14 protein-coding genes are annotated in these 16,822 nt (G+C 56.2%); 9 read left to right on the top strand and 5 right to left on the bottom strand.

Annotated features, from left to right (window positions below; genetic code table 11):
* Positions 1–17 precede the first annotated feature (17 nt).
* Positions 18–1,157: an amidohydrolase gene (locus HFD97_RS07115; protein WP_167431645.1), complete on the top strand. Its 1,140-nt coding sequence runs from the start codon at positions 18–20 to the stop codon at positions 1,155–1,157.
* Positions 1,158–1,177: 20 nt separating this feature from the next.
* Positions 1,178–2,023 carry a VOC family protein gene (locus HFD97_RS07110; RefSeq protein WP_167431865.1) on the top strand — a complete coding sequence of 282 codons (846 nt, stop codon included), beginning with the start codon at positions 1,178–1,180 and terminating at the stop codon, positions 2,021–2,023.
* Between the two features lie 55 nt (positions 2,024–2,078).
* On the opposite strand, the gene fhuE is transcribed toward HFD97_RS07110, so the two are convergent.
* Complete coding sequence (fhuE, locus tag HFD97_RS07105; protein WP_167431644.1) at positions 2,079–4,301, bottom strand: ferric-rhodotorulic acid/ferric-coprogen receptor FhuE; 2,223 nt, start codon at positions 4,299–4,301, stop codon at positions 2,079–2,081.
* Between the two features lie 434 nt (positions 4,302–4,735).
* Between fhuE and pagP the strand changes: the two genes are divergently transcribed.
* The gene (pagP, locus tag HFD97_RS07100) at positions 4,736–5,314 is read left to right on the top strand and encodes a lipid IV(A) palmitoyltransferase PagP (protein ID WP_276047261.1); all 579 of its coding nucleotides are present in this window, start codon (positions 4,736–4,738) and stop codon (positions 5,312–5,314) included.
* Positions 5,315–5,322: 8 nt separating this feature from the next.
* Here pagP and HFD97_RS07095 read toward each other — a convergent pair whose 3' ends face one another.
* Positions 5,323–6,372, bottom strand: coding sequence for a site-specific integrase (locus HFD97_RS07095; RefSeq protein WP_046102962.1), 1,050 nt, complete (start codon positions 6,370–6,372; stop codon positions 5,323–5,325).
* 371 nt (positions 6,373–6,743) lie between these two features.
* Between HFD97_RS07095 and HFD97_RS07090 the strand changes: the two genes are divergently transcribed.
* On the top strand, positions 6,744–8,918 hold the full coding sequence (locus tag HFD97_RS07090; protein ID WP_185155341.1) for a TonB-dependent siderophore receptor: 2,175 nt from the start codon (positions 6,744–6,746) through the stop codon (positions 8,916–8,918).
* Positions 8,919–9,005: 87 nt separating this feature from the next.
* Here HFD97_RS07090 and HFD97_RS07085 read toward each other — a convergent pair whose 3' ends face one another.
* Complete coding sequence (locus tag HFD97_RS07085; RefSeq protein WP_140029146.1) at positions 9,006–10,115, bottom strand: SDR family oxidoreductase; 1,110 nt, start codon at positions 10,113–10,115, stop codon at positions 9,006–9,008.
* A 571-nt stretch (positions 10,116–10,686) separates the two neighbouring features.
* Between HFD97_RS07085 and HFD97_RS07080 the strand changes: the two genes are divergently transcribed.
* Both HFD97_RS07080 and HFD97_RS07075 read left to right on the top strand, forming a co-directional pair.
* Positions 10,687–10,908, top strand: a complete 222-nt coding sequence (locus tag HFD97_RS07080; RefSeq protein ID WP_009092919.1) for a hypothetical protein — start codon at positions 10,687–10,689, stop codon at positions 10,906–10,908.
* 378 nt (positions 10,909–11,286) lie between these two features.
* Positions 11,287–11,643, top strand: a complete 357-nt coding sequence (locus HFD97_RS07075; RefSeq protein ID WP_009092918.1) for a hypothetical protein — start codon at positions 11,287–11,289, stop codon at positions 11,641–11,643.
* A 54-nt stretch (positions 11,644–11,697) separates the two neighbouring features.
* On the opposite strand, the gene HFD97_RS07070 is transcribed toward HFD97_RS07075, so the two are convergent.
* A complete protein-coding gene (locus HFD97_RS07070) occupies positions 11,698–12,315 on the bottom strand; it encodes a TetR/AcrR family transcriptional regulator (RefSeq protein ID WP_167431642.1) in 618 nt (205 codons plus the stop codon).
* 165 nt (positions 12,316–12,480) lie between these two features.
* Here HFD97_RS07070 and HFD97_RS07065 point away from each other — a divergent pair, with 165 nt between their 5' ends.
* From HFD97_RS07065 to HFD97_RS07055, 3 genes are all read left to right on the top strand, one after another.
* Positions 12,481–13,680, top strand: coding sequence for an MFS transporter (locus HFD97_RS07065; protein ID WP_167431641.1), 1,200 nt, complete (start codon positions 12,481–12,483; stop codon positions 13,678–13,680).
* Positions 13,681–14,391: 711 nt separating this feature from the next.
* Positions 14,392–15,102, top strand: a complete 711-nt coding sequence (locus HFD97_RS07060; RefSeq protein WP_058957156.1) for a bacteriorhodopsin — start codon at positions 14,392–14,394, stop codon at positions 15,100–15,102.
* A 23-nt stretch (positions 15,103–15,125) separates the two neighbouring features.
* Positions 15,126–15,908: a Brp/Blh family beta-carotene 15,15'-dioxygenase gene (locus tag HFD97_RS07055; protein ID WP_167431640.1), complete on the top strand. Its 783-nt coding sequence runs from the start codon at positions 15,126–15,128 to the stop codon at positions 15,906–15,908.
* Between the two features lie 7 nt (positions 15,909–15,915).
* Here HFD97_RS07055 and HFD97_RS07050 read toward each other — a convergent pair whose 3' ends face one another.
* Positions 15,916–16,806 carry a LysR substrate-binding domain-containing protein gene (locus tag HFD97_RS07050; protein ID WP_150029091.1) on the bottom strand — a complete coding sequence of 297 codons (891 nt, stop codon included), beginning with the start codon at positions 16,804–16,806 and terminating at the stop codon, positions 15,916–15,918.
* Positions 16,807–16,822 lie beyond the last annotated feature (16 nt).

Raw genomic sequence — 16,822 nt, 5'->3', positions numbered from 1 at the left:
GAAACACAGGGATAACCATGACATTGCCTTTAACCGAACAGCTGGTGCAGTGGCGGCGTGAACTGCACCAGCATCCTGAACTCTCGAATCATGAATTTGCCACCACGGAACGCCTGAGCCGCTGGCTCACCGAGGCCGGGATACGGCTGTTGCCGCTGGGGCTGAAAACGGGCGTGGTGGCAGAAATGGGTCACGGTGAAGCGCTCATCGCCCTGCGTGCTGACATAGATGCGTTACCGATTGAGGAGATCACCGACAGCCCGTGGCGATCCCGTCAGCCGGGTGTGATGCACGCCTGCGGTCATGACGTTCACAGCGCCGTCATGCTGGGCGTTGCCCTGCAGCTGAAGCAGCAGGAAAGCACGCTGCCAGGCCGGGTGCGGATTCTGTTTCAGCCTGCTGAGGAGACCTTCGATGGCGCGCAGCAGCTGATCGCAGCGGGTGCGCTGGAGGGCGTGAAGGCGATATTTGGCCTGCATAATGCCCCCGACCTGCCGCTGGGCACCCTGCGCAGCCGCCCGGGCGCGTTTTATGCCAATGTGGATCGCTTTGTGATCCGCGTTGCGGGCAAAGGCGCGCATGCTGCCCGCCCCCAGGAGGGCATCGATTCCATTGTGGTGGCCAGCCATATTGTGACGGCCCTGCAGACCCTGCCGAGTCGGGTGTTCAGCTCGCTGGAAACCGTCGTGCTGAGCGTCACGCGCTTTACCGCCGGGAATACCTGGAATGTGCTGCCCCAGACCGTCGAACTGGAGGGAACCGTGCGCACCCACAACAGCGCGATCCGCGAGCAGATCCCGCATCGCATCCGGGCGCTGATTCAGGGTATTGCTGGCGGATTTGGCGCGACCGCGGAACTGGTGTGGACGGCTGGCCCGCCTGCGCTGATCAATACCCCGGCGTGGGTGGAGGTGGCGCTGGATGTCGCCCGCGAGAGCGGCTATCTCGCTGAACAGGCGGAGACGCCACAGATGGGTGGCGAAGATTTTGCTTTCTACCTGCAACAGGTGCCGGGCGCCTTTGTCAGCATCGGCAGTGCCAGCGAGTATGGTTTGCATCACGCCGCTTTCGATCCGGATGAGGCGCTGATAGGCCCGGCCGTGGCGTATTTTACCCGGCTGGTGCCGCGCGCGCTGCAGAGAGTGGTAGCGCAATGACGAAAAAAAAGCGTATGACGATCGCTGTTCCGGTGCCGCAACCGGTTCTCGACCACGCGGTTATTAATGTGGCCGACCAGCTGGATAACGCCAGCGCCCGCTTCCGGCGGCTCGGCTTTCAGCTCACCGCGCGGGGCCACCACTCGCTGGGTTCAAGCAATCATCTGGCTATTTTTGGCGAAAATTATCTGGAGCTGCTCGGCTATGAGCCCGGCAAAGGCAGCCAGCGTGCCGACCTGTGGAATCCACCGCTGGGACTAAGCGGACTGGTGTGGAAAAGCAGCGATGCAGAGAGTGAGTTTCTGCACCTGGAAAGACAGGATCTGGATGGCGACCCGCCTGCTGCCTTCTGGCGGCCGGTGACCCTGCCGGATGGCTCGGTCAGTGAAGCGCACTTCCGGACCGTGCGGCTGCGTGCCTCACTGATCCCCAATGGCCGATCCTTTTTCTGCCAGCATCTGACGCCGGACACGGTGTGGCAGCCCGCCTGGCAGCGCCATCCCAATGGGGTGCAGAATATCAGTGAGTTTGTCATCGTCGCGCAGGACCCGGCGCACGCGGCGCAGGTTTACAGCCGCCTTTTTGGTGCCGCAAAGGTTCTCGCCTGTCCGGAAGGCGCTTTCGTGCTGCGCGCCGGGGCTGCCACGGTGCGCTTTGCCTCCGCTGACTATGCGCAACAGCGCTTCGGCCCATTGCCGGAGGATTATGATGGCAGCGCCCGGATGGTGGCGCTGGGGTTTGCCACAACGGATCTCGCCCTGGTGAAAAACGCGTTGCTGGCAGGGAATATTCTGTTTCACGAGCAGGCTGAGGCGATTGTCGTGGCGTCCGGAGAGGGCTTTAATCTGGCGCTGCGTTTTGCCTGAAGGCGGTGTGATCCGAAAAAAAACGCCCCGGCTGAGGCGTTTTCATGGAGTGCGATCAGAAGGTGTAGCTGGCGGTGACCGAGAAATTACGCGGCTCGCCGTAGACCACCGAACTGGCGACGCTGGTGTCATACGCCTTGTCGAACAGGTTATTCAGGTTACCCTGCAGCGACAGATTTTTATTTACCTGATAGCGGGCAAAGAGGTCAACCAGCGCGTAGCTGCCCTGACGCGCCCGCCAGGTGCCATTGCCTTCCGGCGCACCGACATCGTTCCAGATGTGCGTCTGCCAGTTGACGCCGCCGCCCAGCGTCAGTGCCTGCAGGGCAGGCAGACGGTAGCTGGTGAAGAGGTTGAAGCTGGTCTGTGGCAGTTGCGGATTAAACGTCGTGCCATCGCGGTTTTCTGCGATGTAGCGCGTGCCGCCAAAGGTCATCTGCCAGTCATCGGTTAATGCGCCGTTGACCTCAAACTCCACGCCGCGACTCACCACCCCTTTGCGGCCAATATAGGCCACATCGCCGGAACCCTGAACGATCTGCGTGGTGGCTTCTCCGACATTATCCAGTTCGGTGCGGAACACGGAAAGTGAGGTAGTGAAGCGGCTGTTCATCCAGTCTGATTTCAGACCGGCCTCATAGTTTTTTCCGATCACCGGCGACAGGTACGCCCCGCTGACATCGCGATAATCCTGCGGCTGGAATACCGAGGTGTAGCTGGCGTAGGCAGACCAGTTTTCGGCGAAGTCATAAATCAGACCGCCATACGGCGTGGTGTTGTTCTTCTCCATCTCACCGCCGGGTGTTTCGCGATTCCAGTTGGTGTAACGGGCGCCGAGGATCAGATGCAGCGGATCGGCCAGCGACAGACGGGTTGCCATATAGGTCGACTTCTGGTGCACCAGCTGGGTATCGCTGGCCGGCAGGCGCGGTGTCCAGGCTGATTCCGGATACTGGCCGTTGAAATCGTTGAAGTTGCCCAGCGATTCAGGCGAGATGTTCTCAAACGTACTGAAATATTTATTATCCTGACGGCTGTAACTGACCCCCACCATCAGCTCATGCTGACGTCCCAGCAGCTCATACGGTCCGCTGGCAAAGGCATCGACTGCATCCACCTTACGTTTTCCGGTGTTGTAGCCGGTCCCGCCCACCACCGGGTAGTTGGCATAGGAGGAGACACCCGCGCCGCTGTTGCGATCGAAGAAGCCATCGAGATAGATCTGCTTACTGTCCAGACGCATCTCATTGTGCGTGCCGTTCAGCGTCAGGTTCCAGCCGTTAGCGAAGTCCTGTTTCAGGTTGACGAAGAGCTTGCGGTTCTCTTTGTCGTTGTAGGCCCAGTCAGGCGCGGTGTTATAGCCGCGACGGGCGTGGATCTGCGTTCCGTCGGTATACCAGCGCGGCGCGCCCCCCCACATCGTGGAATCGGTGTTAACCTGGCTGAACTCATACCCGACCGAGAGCGTGGCAGAGTCGGTCAGGTCGGCATCAACCACGCCATAGATAAACTGTTTTTTAGCGCCGTAGCGCTCAATGAAACTGTTGTTATCCTGCCAGCCCGCGATCAGGCGGCCACGGACATTGCCGCTGTCACTGAGCGGTGCCGAGAGATCGGCCACATAACGCTGTTTGTTCCAGCTGCCGTAGCTGGCGGAGACGGTGCCGCCGAACGTTTTGCTGTCCGCATGTTTACGCACCATGTTAATGGCGGCCGAGGGATTGCCCGGACCGGTCAGCAGACCGGTTGCCCCGCGCACCACTTCAACACGCTCATAGAGCGCCATGTCAGTCTGCGCGTCACCCAGATTCCAGCGCTCGGCAAACGCGGTAGGAATACCATCGACCATATAGTTGTCGATCAAAAAGCCGCGGGAGTAGTAGCTGGTGCGATCCATATCGACACTGACGCCGCGGATGCCGGTGGTGTTAGCCAGAACGTCATTCAGCGACTGCAGTTGCTGGTCAGCCATCCGTTGCGAACTGACGATGCTGACAGACTGTGGCACATCCCGCACGGTACCGAGCATTTTTGTGCCTGCACGGGTAACCGGTACGCTGTAATCGGTAGCTGGTGACGTTGTCACGCCGTCATCGGCAGAGGCGCTGACGGTGAGGGTCTGCTCATCGCTGACGGCGGGCGCCGCGCTTTCTGCGGCGCGGGCCACGTTCTGTCCCAGTGAGGTGGCGACCAGGGCAGCCAGCAGGGAGAGGCGGAACAGGCGGTGCGAAGCCGTCGCGCCCGTTTCCCCGGCACGCTGAAATTCAAATGCGTTCATTTATTCCTCAATTATCTTTATGATTTTTATCTGCCACTGTCACGACCGTGCATCCTGCGGACATCGCTGCCCTGCTTTTGGTTTGAGGAACCAGAAACGTTTTCCCTGTGCGCCTGAGGCGGGTGTGATAAACCTTTAAAGCAAATGAGAAATATACGCATTGCGATTTTCATTGCAAGATTTTGTTAACAGATGATGCCGGTTTTTTCAGGAAATGATCGGTGCCGGAGAAGCCGGGAAGAGGGAGATGAGAAAAGCTGCCCGATTAATCCCGGCGGCTTTATCAGAAAAATTCGGGTGCCGTTTCGCTTACCGTCACTATAATATCCCGTAAGGGCCGTTCATTGACCTGAAGTTGTCACTCTTCATGCCACAATACCCGCCTTAACCCTTTTATTACCTTATTAAACACCAGAGATTGCAGGAATTCGCACATGCGCAAAACTTCCCTTTTCAATGCGCTGATGACGACGACCGTTTTGAGTCTGTTTTCAGCCCCTTCTGCCTGGTCTGCCACGCTGGTGCAGAATGTCAGTGCTGGCTGGAACACCTTCAGCAATAACGTTGCCACGACCTGGCAGCAGCCACAGGGTATCGATTTTTACCTGCCCGCTATCACGTGGCACAACCGTGCGACCTACGACCGGGAACATATTGATAAATATAATGAAAGACCCTGGGGCGCCGGTGGCGGTATCTCCCGCTACGATGAGAAAGGCAACTGGAACGGTATCTACTTAATGGCGTTCAAGGACTCCTTTAATAAGTGGGAGCCCTTTGGCGGCTACGGCTGGGTGGCGACGTGGCGTCCGCTGGCCGATCAGAATTTCCACTGGGGCGCGGGTTATACCGCCGGTGTGACGGCCCGTCACAACTGGGATTACATCCCGGTGCCGGCGATACTGCCGCTTGCCGCCATCGGCTATGGCGATCTCGATTTCCAGATGACCTACATTCCCGGCACGCATAATAACGGTAACGTCTACTTTGCCTGGCTGCGTTACCACTTCTGACGGTCCGGTCAGCGCGCCATCGCCATGATGGCGCGCTCGTCGAGTAACAGGGTTTCACCCTCATAGCGGTGTTGCAGCTGATGATAACTTTCGCAGGCGATGATCTGTTCAACGGCAGCAGAAAAACGGTTCATGGCGATGCGCATCTGGCTCAGGTAGTCATGCGTGTCATAAACCCGATCGATCCCTTCCAGCGCATGGTTCATGATTTTGCGGGCAACGTCGTTGGGCGTGTCGAGCGCAGAGAGTTTGGATCGCGCGGTGCGGCGCAGGTCGCGCGGCGTGAAGGCTTCCAGTCCCAGCCCGCGCGGGGCGCGGATCATCCGGCGCAGCGCCTGATTGAGCGCGCCTTTAGAGAGCGGCTGCTGCGGATCGCGGGGTGCGGGCACCAGCCAGGGGGAGTCCGGATCGGCGGCCTGTAGCAGAGCCTCGATGCACTGACGCATCAGCGGTGAGATTGGCAGCACATGTTCCCGCTGTGATTTATTACGCGTGCCCTGCTTCCAGAGTTCCAGCTGCAGATCAAACTCCGCTTTCTGCGCCTGCACAATCTCATCCGGTCGCCGGGCGCTGACCAGACACAACCGCAGCGCCCAGCGCGCCTGTTCCGACAGTGCCCAGTTATCCAGCCCGTGCCAGAAAACCCAGATCTCCGCATCGCTCAGCTGGCGACTGCGCGGCGGTGATGCCCGGCCCGCCACATCGCGCTTTTTCATTGAGGCAATCGGGGAGTGATCGAGATAGCCCTGCATCTCGGCCCAGGCCAGAAACTGTTTCGTCAGTGCAAAGACCCGCCGCGCCTCCTCCTTTTTCCCTTCCGCAATCAGGATGTTATAGAGACGGTTGAGACGCAGACGCGTCAGATTTTTCAGCGGCTGAGAACCAATACCGGGCAGAACATGTTTCAGCAGAGAAGAAACGGCGATCTCCGGGCGGCGGCGGCTGATCAGCAGCGACAGTTTGACCCAGACCTTCATGACCTGCTCTACGGTTCCTTCATCCCCGAAGTTATCCAGCTCACCTAACGAGGCGGCCTTAACCTGCTCCAGCCAGATCATGACGTGCTGGCCGACATGCGCGGAGCGCACCGGGCTGGATGTCCGATCGATCACATTACTCTCCCGTTCACTCTACAGGCGGGCCATTCTACTGACTCAGTCGTTGTGACTCCAGACCTATTAAGTCTGGAGTCACAGAAACGCATTCTGATGAAATCTGAGAATCAAAACGGGCCACGACACAGAACCCGACGCCTCCCACCTGTACGCTTTCTGCACGAATTTGTCGATCTCTGAGGCGACAGCACGATCGCGAATGCGGGAATGTAAAGATTCCCTGCTGCGATATACAATGCGAACTATTATCATTATCATACGCATTTGCTTACATACATTAACGATTCAGGGAGAACTTCTAAGTGAATGTAACCATGCGTGTCTATAAACGCCCTGCTGCGCTGCTGCTGGCTGGCGTATTAAGTACTTCTGCCAATGGGGCGAGTCAGGAAGAGACGGAGAAGCTGGCCGACGATCAGACCATGCTGGTCACCGCCGAAGAGGAGTTAAAGCAGCAGCCGGGGGTATCGGTGATCACCGCGCAGGACATCAGAAAGAATCCGCCGGTCAATGACCTCTCCGATATTATCCGCAAAATGCCGGGTGTTAATCTTACCGGCAACAGTGCTAATGGTGTGCGCGGCAATAATCGCCAGATCGACATTCGCGGCATGGGGCCGGAAAACACCCTGATTCTGATCGATGGCGTTCCCACCACCTCGCGCAATTCGGTTCGATACAGCTGGCGCGGCGAGCGTGACTCCCGCGGTGACTCTAACTGGGTGCCACCTGAAATGGTCGAGCGGATTGAAGTCATTCGCGGACCGGCGGCAGCCCGCTATGGTTCCGGCGCGGCCGGCGGTGTGGTGAACATCATTACCAAACGTCCCACCGATCACTGGAGCGGTTCGCTGTCGCTCTACACCAACCAGCCGGAAGATAATAAAGAAGGCGCAACGCGCCGCGCCAACTTCAATCTGAGCGGGCCGCTGGCAGGCGATGCGCTGACCATGCGTCTCTACGGCAACATCAACAAAACCGACAGTGATGCCTTCGATATTAACCAGTCGCAGAATGGCTCGGCTGCCGCCGGTCGTGAAGGTGTACGCAACAAAGACATTAACAGCGTGCTCTCCTGGAAGATCACGCCGCTTCAGGTGCTGGATTTCAGTTACGGCTATAGCCGCCAGGGCAATATCTATGCCGGTGATACGCAGTACAGCAACGGGGCCGGTAATGCGCTGATCGAATCGCTCGATGGCGCGGAGACCAACCGGCTCTATCGTCAGACCTGGGGTCTTGCCCACAATGGGATCTGGGACTGGGGGCAGTCGAAACTCACCTTCAACTATGAAAAAACCAACAATACCCGCCTGAACGAAGGCACAGCCGGTTCAGGTGAAGGCCGGATCAACAGCAGAACCTTTTCGACCAGCCGTTTCGACAGTTATCGTGCTGGCGGAGAGATCAGTTTCCCGCTGGAACTGCTGCGTGAGCAGACCGTGACGCTGGGCGCCGAGTGGAACCGGGATGAGCTGAACGATCCCAACTCCATGAACGGCACCCGTGCGCCAGGCGTGTCGATCAATGGAGTCAGTGGTGACCCCGGCAGTCGTAACAGTAAAAACAGCGCCACGCTCAGCTCCCTCTACGTTGAAGATAACATCGCCCTGACGGACAGCACTGAAGTGATCCCCGGATTGCGCTTTGATTATCACGATACGTTCGGCGCTAACTGGAGTCCGTCGCTGAATATCTCGCAGGGACTGGGCGACAGTTTTACGCTGAAGGCGGGTATTGCCCGTGCTTTTAAAGCCCCCAACCTCTATCAGTCCAGTGAAGGGTATTTACTGGCGACCCGGGGCAACGGCTGTCCGGTCAATGTTGCGCGAGGCAGCTGCTTTCTGCTGGGTAATGAAAATCTTGATCCGGAAGTCAGCGTTAATAAAGAGCTGGGTATTGAGTACAGCCAGCAGGGATATATTGCGGGGATCACCTGGTTCCGCAATGACTATAAAAACAAAATCGTCTCCGGTACCGAGGTGCTGGGCTATGCCTCCAATGGCAATAATATTCTGCAATGGAGTAACGGCGGCAAAGCGGTGGTTGAGGGGCTGGAGGGTAACGTCACGATCCCACTGGTCCAGGACACACTGGAGTGGCGCACTAATGCCACCTATATGATCGAGTCTAAGGATAAGGAGACCGGTAACCCGCTGTCGATCATCCCCAAATATACCATTAATACCCTGCTCGACTGGCAGGTTACGCAGGATTTCTCGACTGACCTGAACTGGACGATGTATGGGCGTCAGAAACCGCGCCGCCATGCCGAGTCGCGGACGGAAAATGGATCGATGTCTGATCGTGAAGTAGGTGCTTATTCCGTCTTTGGCATTAACTTTAATTATGATATTACAAAAAACCTGCGCGCCAATGCCGGGATTAATAATCTGCTGGATAAACAGCTGTATCGCGAAGCAGACGGTGCCTCAACCTATAATGAACCGGGTCGCGCCTATTATGCCGGTCTGACGTTCACCTTCTGAAAATAACGCGCTTCCCTCCGGAAGCGCTTTTTCATTTTCACATCAACTCCTGAGCTCAATACCCCAGCCATCCACGCCCGGAATCTGCTATTTAAAGTCCACCTGCATCAGTTCTGCAATCGTGGAATTGCGCGTCGTCACCACACAGCGATCCAGATAATCGGTGAAGCGTGAAGGCCTGCTCATTCCCAGCTGCAGTAATTTTGAATTATCAAAGACCACATTCAGATTGGAAAAATGACCATATAAATTCATGGCACGCAGCATGATGCGTTCGTTACAGGGCCCGAACAGATCTTTAAAGGTTCTTCTGCTCTCCGCCAGGTGTTTATAGGAGACCTTCTGATAATCCGGTCCCAGGGCTTTTTCACCGGATGCTCTGGCCATCGCTTCGTCAATTTCCGCGAAGGTGACACTGCTCTGCGCCCCGGCAGAAATGTGAATGACCTCGTTGATCACCGCTTCCGCATCAAGCAGCAGTACCAGTGCCTCTGCGCAGTAATCAACCGGCACCACATCAATCCGATCGCCAAGTTCGCAGGTGAATTTACCCAGCGCCAGCACCATCCGGAACACCCAGAAAATGCTGGCTGAGGGCAGACAACCCTGATCGGAATGGCCCACGACAATCGAAGGACGCGCGATAACCAGCGGCAGCCCGGGCAGCTTTTCCGTCATCAGTTTTTCAATTGAGGCCTTACTCCAGGTGTACTCGACAACGTGCTGATCGCGGCTGGAGTCCAGCTCGCTCTCGGTCACCAGCGATCCCGGTTCCGGGGCGCAGGACATGGCCGTACCCACGTGGATAAACTTCTTCAGCCCCGCAACCCGGCTCATGCGCTCGGCAAACTGAAACGTGCCCTCAACATTCACTTTCCAGATAAAGGGGTTGTTGCCAAAGGATGCGACGGCGGCGCAGTTAATCACGTGCGTCACGTCGTCAAGGCGCGTGTCGTGGATAAAGTTTTCCGTGAAGGCGAGGTCGCCCAGAATGATATTTTCACTCTCTATCGTGCTGATTAATGACTCATCTAACCCAAAGTTTTTCAGGTTTGTTTTAACGCGGTTTACCCCCTCCTCAACATTTTCGCCTCTGACAAGGAGCAGCAGTCTGTCCCTGGGACTGTTCTGCAATAAACGGGCGACGACAGCGCCGCCTAAAAAACCTGTTGACCCGGTAATGAGTATATTTTTCATGATAGTGTCATTCGTTCTGGTTAATCACAGGAAAGCATTAAAGAATGTTTTCCAGAACAGGAGTGAAATTCAGTTCAGTGAACTCCCCTGCATGGCGTTAAATAATTTCACCGTGCTCATCTATTTAGATTTTGTTTATCTTTCAGCTGAGAAAGCTAAACAATAATTAAATAGCCGCCGGCTGAACCTGCCGCCTGATTTCAACAATCTTTGCCATATGGGATCAACTCATTTTTTAATTTTTTTTCGCTGAACTAATAAAAATTTTCAGGAATGAAAATAAAAACGGACTATTTATTTTTTTTGCTTCATTACAGCCTTCAATATTCTCATCGCCGGTTAAACAGAGAGAAAAGAGATGAACGCATTCTGCTTTCGTTTATCTGTCGTTTAATTTCGATCCAGTATGACACCCGCTGAAATAAATCACGCATTGAGGTGAAGAACGACAAAAGCGTAACGACCGGTAACTAACTTCGCGATAACTCTGACCGGGCCAGCCTGAAGTGAAAAAAAGCGGCTATGCTCTGTCGGCATGAACATACAACCACGAACACCAGGACAGGAAGAGATGAAAAAATTATCAGTTATCGTTATGGCTACCGGTCTGTTTTTGTCCGTCAACCTGCAGGCTAACGCCGCCGGATGTCTGAAGGGTGCCGTAGCAGGCGGCGTGGCAGGTCATCTTGCCCATCATGGTGTGGCTGGCGCCGCAGCCGGATGCGCAGTCGGTCATCATATGGCGAAGAAAAAACAGAAAGAGGCTGAGCAAAACACGCAGGCACAAAAATAAACTGACCGCACGCCGCGTAATCAGGACGTCGCGCACAACAAAAGTTAATGCGTTGAGATAGCGATTATTCTTAATCTTATCCTGATATTTCTCCTGTACGATGGCGGAAGCAGACAAATATCAGATTGTGTGCATACATTCTGCTGGAACGATTAGCCTGCCTCGTGCAGGCTTTTTATTAACCCAAATCCGCCCCCGCCAGGCCTCCTCTTTTCGCGCTTCGCTTTCTGGTAGTGCCAGCCAGAACTGGAATAAAAATCACGGACGTTACAGTATCCTTAGATATCTATATTTCTCATTAAAAAACAGTAACTTCTCCTCTGGTTACAGTTCACCTATGCTGGGGGCTCACACCGTTCCGCGTCAGAGGGATCTGTTATGTTTGATATGCCATTATCCTACAGTGCAAAGACAGTTCAGGGCCTTTATGAGGTGCTTCATACTTTCAACCTTAACGGCGCACGCTGCCATGTCATCTATGACGGAAAAGCCACCCGCGCAGCCGTGATAGAGGCTAAATCGAGCGTTAAAGGGGGAGAGATGCGGCATCAGGTGCTTGCCGTGCTGGAGATGGAGCGCGTCGCCAGGATCAACACCACACTGCGTATTAAATCGTTCTGGGCTGATCCCGACGGCGAGCAGTCGGAATGTGGCGTGGTGGAACCTGACCGTCTGGCTAAAGCGCTGTATGAAACGCTGACCGCCCGGAAACGCATTACGCTGGTCGGCCTGTAGGCGTATTCAGCCCGCCCGGTGCGGGCTTTATGATGAAACGTCTATGGCTTCAGGCTATGCCGCCTTCGTTGTAAACCTCTCCCAGACTTTCAGCGCAGCCGTCACGGCTGCATCCAGTTCCTCTCCCGTTGCCCCATCCCGCGCTTCCGTCGAAAGTCCTGTCTCAAAACTGTGAAAGGTCTGTGCCAGCGCGCGCGCATCGGTGTCGGCAGCCAGCTCGCCCGCCTCTTTGGCTCTGACGACACAGCGCAAAAACCCCGACCGGGTGCGCTGGCGTTGGATTGCCAGTAAGGTGCGGATGTGCTCGTTTGAAGGGGAACAGGTATTTACGGACAAGGCGATCAAACAGCCGCTGGGATGCCCCGGATCGGTCTGCATCTTTGCGGAAGCGCGTAATGCCTGTTCTATGGCATCAAACGGCCTGAGCTCGTCGTCCCAGAGACAGTCGTTAACCTGACCATATGAGGAGAGATAACAGTCGACAACCTCTTCAAACAGCGCCTCTTTTGAGCCAAATGCAGCGTAGAAACTCGGTGCGGTAATGCCGTTGCCGAGACTGGCCTTGAGCAGAGCAAGCGAGGTGGACTCGAAGCCATGCTGCCAGAAAAGAAACATTGCCTGACGAATCGCCTCGTCCCGGTCAAACGAACGTGGACGTCCCATCTGAGCCATAGCCCCTCCTGTTCATGCCTGTGAGACTTAAATACTAATCGATACATATGTGCTTGACAAGTGACGACCCGATCTCTAGTTTCGATAAATATACCAATCGATACATATGTCACGAAGTCCGCTGTCAGCGGCTTCTTTCCTTCAGTGAGATTAAAAGAGGTTAACGTGTCCGCCCATATCGAACCCCGTGAAGTCACCGCTCAGGCGGGTCTGCCGCTCGCCTCCCTGCTGGCCTTTGCCATGACCGGCTTTATCGCCATTCTGACCGAAACCCTGCCGGCCGGTCTGCTGCCGGACATCAGTCAGGGACTCGGCGTCTCTCAGGTGATGGCAGGACAATTAGTGAGTCTCTATGCTCTGGGGTCACTGCTGGCGGCGATCCCGCTGACCGTGCTGACCAGCGGCTGGCGCCGCAAAAAAGTCCTGCTGCTCGCTATCGGGATCTTTGTGATTTTCAACACCATCACCACCTTTTCTGCCAGCTACTGGCTCACGCTGGCGGCCCGTTTTATGTCCGGTGTGGCGGCCGGGCTGGCCTGGGGAATGCTGGCGGGCTATGCGCGGCGTCTTGTTGCGCCAGATTTACAGGGTCGCGCCCTGGCCATTGCGATGGTCGGCATTCCGGTTGCGTTATCCCTGGGCACACCCGCAGGCTCCTGGCTGGGAAACATGCTGGGATGGCGGGTCGCCTTTGGCGTGATGGCTGCCCTGGCGATTGTGCTGTTTATCTGGGCATGGGTTGCCGTTCCTGATCTGCCGGGACAAAAGGCAGACCGCCGTCTGCCCGTCTGGCAGGTTTTCAGTATGCCGGGTGTTCGCCCGGTGCTGGCGGTCATCTTTCTCTGGATGACGGCCCATAACATTCTTTATACCTTTATCGGGCCCTTTCTGGCGCTGTCGGACATGAGCAACGCTGTCGGTCTTATCCTGCTGGTGTTCGGACTGGCCGCATTAACCGGGATCGGGACGACCGGCATCTGGGTCGATCGCCACCTGCGCAGGCTGGTGCTGCTCAGCCTGGCGGCACTGGCTGCGGTCTCTGTGGTGCTGGCTATGGGCATGCGGGAACAGGTTGTTATCTTCCTGGCGGTTATCGTCTGGGGATGGTCATTCGGTGGGGCATCAACCCAGATGCAGACGGCCGCCGCTGATTCGGCAGGCAACCATGTGGATGTGGTTCAGGCGATGGTGACGACCGCCTGGAATCTGGCGATCGCCAGTGGCGGCATTCTCGGCGGACTGTTGCTCAATCGTGCCGGTGCCGCTTCATTTCCGTGGGCGCTGATGGCGCTGATGGCAGTGGCGTTTATGATCGCCTTGCTGGCTAAACAGCAGGCTTTCCGCCCTGGTGCCAGACATCACTGACCGGTTGCAGCGTTCACGCAGGCATAATCATGGCGCAGAGAACAAAACAGATGCGGTCTGCGCAACACGCAGCGGTGAACCGAAAGACTAAAGCAGATAAACGAATGACGATGCGGGCCTGACTATTTCCGTCCTCTTCCCGCACTTATTAGCGCCCTCGCCTCAGCCCGCGACGATCGTTTACAGGATATTTCCCTTTTCTGTCGGGTCACTATTCAGGACGCCGTTTCGGGTTTTCTGATTATCCTGGCGGGCAATAAGAGGTGCTGACTTCTGTTATTTCACTCATCGCTGACCTGAATCCTGATGTCGTCACGGGATTGACTTAGTACAGCGTGTTCATTTTTCCAGATAAAAATATTTTTCTTGTACTTTCTCTTTTTTGGGTGAAACAGAAACTCCGTTTCTAAACGCATTCAGGTGATTGAATTTTAAGAATAAAATAACCAGTAAGCCTGACGGCAACCCGACAGCCGATCGGAAAACGAAACGCTAAGAAACAGAACGTAACATCACCGTTCTTTTTTAAATCAGATAACGAAGGCTTTTCACCCTCTTTATTTTAATCCGCAGGCGGAAATCGTCCTGACAATGAGCAGGCTGCTGAAATCGCCATATACTGAATGCATATTCTTTTCGGAATATAAACGCATTCAATTTATGGCAACGCAGCAGGCGGGATTTCCGCGCTACTGCTCAGGAGAGATTAACATGGATCAAACCGCATTTTTGATCGGGTTTTCGGTCATGGCAATTGCGTCACTGGTTATTTACGCCACCGGCGGCAAAACATTTCCTTCCCGTCATCATACCCTCATGCATGCATCCGTCCCTTTTATCGCCGCCACCGCCTATCTGGCCATGGCATTCGGGTTCGGTAATCTGACGCTGGACAGCGGCAGCACCGTCTATCTGGCGCGTTACGCTGACTGGTCGATTACGACGCCGATTTTACTGGCAGGACTGGTTATGCTCGCCTTCCATGAACACGGTAAACCCGGTGAAATGGGCGGTTTTCTCACTGCCATCATCGTGCTGGATGTCATGATGATTATCACCGGTCTGGTTTCGTCACTGGCTGAAACGGCGGCGGCGAAATGGGTCTGGTACCTCTGGTCCTGTGCCGCGTTTCTGGGTGTGGTTTACCTGCTGTGGGGACCGCTTCGCACCATGGCGGCCAATCGCGGCAGTGCACTGGCAGGTGCCTACAATAAAAATGTCGCGCTGCTGACCGTCGTCTGGTTCATCTATCCGATTGTGTTCCTCGTCGGTCCGGAAGGCCTGAAAATCATTACCGATCCCTCATCGGTCTGGGCATTTTTAGTACTGGATATCATCGCGAAGGTCTTCTATGCCTTTTACGCGGCGGCTAACCTGGAAAAAGCGCTCGACCATACCCGCCGCACGGGTACCGTGAAGTGATAACACGATCAGGGGCCGGATGGATGGCTCTGTGGGGGGCAGCCCTGGCGGCCTCCTTCTGCCCGCTGTCCGTACAGGTGCTGTTTGCGGTTATCGCTATCGGGATTATCGGCATGGCGCACGGCGCCAGCGATCTGGACGTGGTTCAGCGTCGCCGCCGGCTGCCGTTTCTTGCCCTGTATGGCGCAGTGATTGCGCTCTGTCTGCTCTGGTGGCACCGCGCGCCAGGGCTGGCGTTGCCCGGTTTTCTGGTCGCCTCAGCTGTCCATTTTGCCCTTGAGGATGCACCGCACGGCGGACTGACAGAACGTCTGGCGCGGGGGATCACGATGATAGCGGCCCCGGCCACCCTTCATCTGCCCGCGTTCAGATCTATCCTGCATCAGGCCGGGCTGGCATCCGTGATGCCGGGGTCTGTGACGGCGGCCCTTGCGATCCTCGGTGGCATTGGTGCGCTGGGGCTGACCCTCACCGGGCTTCTCCGGCGGGATGGACATCTTATCGCGGGCATACTGGCGCTGCTGCTGCTGCCGCCTTTCGTCGGCTTTTCGATGGGATTTTTGATTCTGCACGCGCTGCCACAAACCCGACTGCGCCGTGACCAGCTGGGCTTTACCACGTACGCGGGCTATCTCCATCTGACCTGGCCGATATTCACCGCGGCCATAGTGCTGGCCTCGCTGATCATTTATATGATGTTACCCGGTGACGCTGCGGGCATCCGGTCGCTGTTTGCCGCCCTTGCCGCGCTCGCACTGCCGCATATGCTGGTGACACCCTGGTTTGAACCGTCGCAGCAGGCGTGACGCGGTCTTAAAGGGCCAGTCCCGATTCAGCAATAAAATCGATAAAGCAGCGGACCCGGGCGGAGAGGTAGCGGCCGGAGGGCCACACGGCGGAGAAGTGCCCCTGCTGTGTACAGCAACCCTGCATTACTTCTTTTAGCTGTCCCTCAGCCAGCGCGTCGCGAACGGCGAAGTCGGGCAGATAGCTGATACCCATTCCCGATAAGCTCAGGCCAATCGCCGCTTCAATGTTATTTACCGTCAACACCGATGCCGCTCTGGGTTCAGCCCCGGGCCGCAGCCCCTGAAGCTCCCACGTCTGTAGCAAGCCGGTGGCGGGCAGGCGGAAAAAAATGCACCTGTGCTCAGCCAGATCATCCGCTGACGCCGGAACCCCGGAATTGTTCAGATAAGCGGGACTGGCGCAGAGGAGGAAGCGGAAATGACCCAGCCTCTTTGCCGTCAGCCTGGAATCAGCTAACTCGCCGCTGCGGATCGCCACGTCAAACCCTTCGTCGATGATATTCACCAGCCGATCGCTGAAATCCAGATCCAGTTCGATCTGAGGATAACGGCGGGTAAATGCGGGGAGCGCAGGAAGCAGTAATCTGTAGCCCGCGGCGGGCAGTGAGACCCGGAGTCTGCCTGCGGGTTCTGCGGCACTGCTCGCCAGTGCTGACTCGGCTTCCTGAAGCTGCTCCAGGATCGCTTTGCATCGGGTCAGGAGTGCCGCCCCTTCCGTCGTCAGGCTCACATTTCTTGTGCTGCGGTTAAAAAGCCGCACGCCCAGTTTTTGCTCAAGTCTGGCGACGTTTTTACCGACTGCTGACGCTGAAATCCCCAGCAGTCGCGCAGCCTGAACAAAGCTCAGCGTCTCGGCTGTCCGCACAAAAGAGGTAAGAGAAGTCAGGCTATCCATCGATTATCAACTTTAT

The sequence above is a fragment of the Pantoea sp. EKM103V genome, from assembly GCF_011800365.1.
Taxonomy (GTDB): domain Bacteria; phylum Pseudomonadota; class Gammaproteobacteria; order Enterobacterales; family Enterobacteriaceae; genus Pantoea; species Pantoea anthophila.
This window is presented reverse-complemented; position numbering and strand designations above follow the sequence as displayed.

What these genes read in the sequence shown, in the direction of transcription:
- HFD97_RS07115 (WP_167431645.1), top strand. Translation starts at nt 18, where the DNA reads ATGACATTGCCTTTAACCGAACAGCTGGTGCAGTGGCGGCGTGAACTG.
- fhuE (WP_167431644.1), bottom strand. Translation starts at nt 4,301, where the DNA reads ATGAACGCATTTGAATTTCAGCGTGCCGGGGAAACGGGCGCGACGGCT.
- HFD97_RS07070 (WP_167431642.1), bottom strand. Translation starts at nt 12,315, where the DNA reads ATGGCTCAGATGGGACGTCCACGTTCGTTTGACCGGGACGAGGCGATT.
- HFD97_RS07055 (WP_167431640.1), top strand. Translation starts at nt 15,126, where the DNA reads ATGGCTCTGTGGGGGGCAGCCCTGGCGGCCTCCTTCTGCCCGCTGTCC.
- HFD97_RS07085 (WP_140029146.1), bottom strand. Translation starts at nt 10,115, where the DNA reads ATGAAAAATATACTCATTACCGGGTCAACAGGTTTTTTAGGCGGCGCT.
- pagP (WP_276047261.1), top strand. Translation starts at nt 4,736, where the DNA reads ATGCGCAAAACTTCCCTTTTCAATGCGCTGATGACGACGACCGTTTTG.
- HFD97_RS07090 (WP_185155341.1), top strand. Translation starts at nt 6,744, where the DNA reads ATGCGTGTCTATAAACGCCCTGCTGCGCTGCTGCTGGCTGGCGTATTA.
- HFD97_RS07060 (WP_058957156.1), top strand. Translation starts at nt 14,392, where the DNA reads ATGGATCAAACCGCATTTTTGATCGGGTTTTCGGTCATGGCAATTGCG.
- HFD97_RS07080 (WP_009092919.1), top strand. Translation starts at nt 10,687, where the DNA reads ATGAAAAAATTATCAGTTATCGTTATGGCTACCGGTCTGTTTTTGTCC.
- HFD97_RS07050 (WP_150029091.1), bottom strand. Translation starts at nt 16,806, where the DNA reads ATGGATAGCCTGACTTCTCTTACCTCTTTTGTGCGGACAGCCGAGACG.
- HFD97_RS07095 (WP_046102962.1), bottom strand. Translation starts at nt 6,372, where the DNA reads ATGATCTGGCTGGAGCAGGTTAAGGCCGCCTCGTTAGGTGAGCTGGAT.
- HFD97_RS07075 (WP_009092918.1), top strand. Translation starts at nt 11,287, where the DNA reads ATGTTTGATATGCCATTATCCTACAGTGCAAAGACAGTTCAGGGCCTT.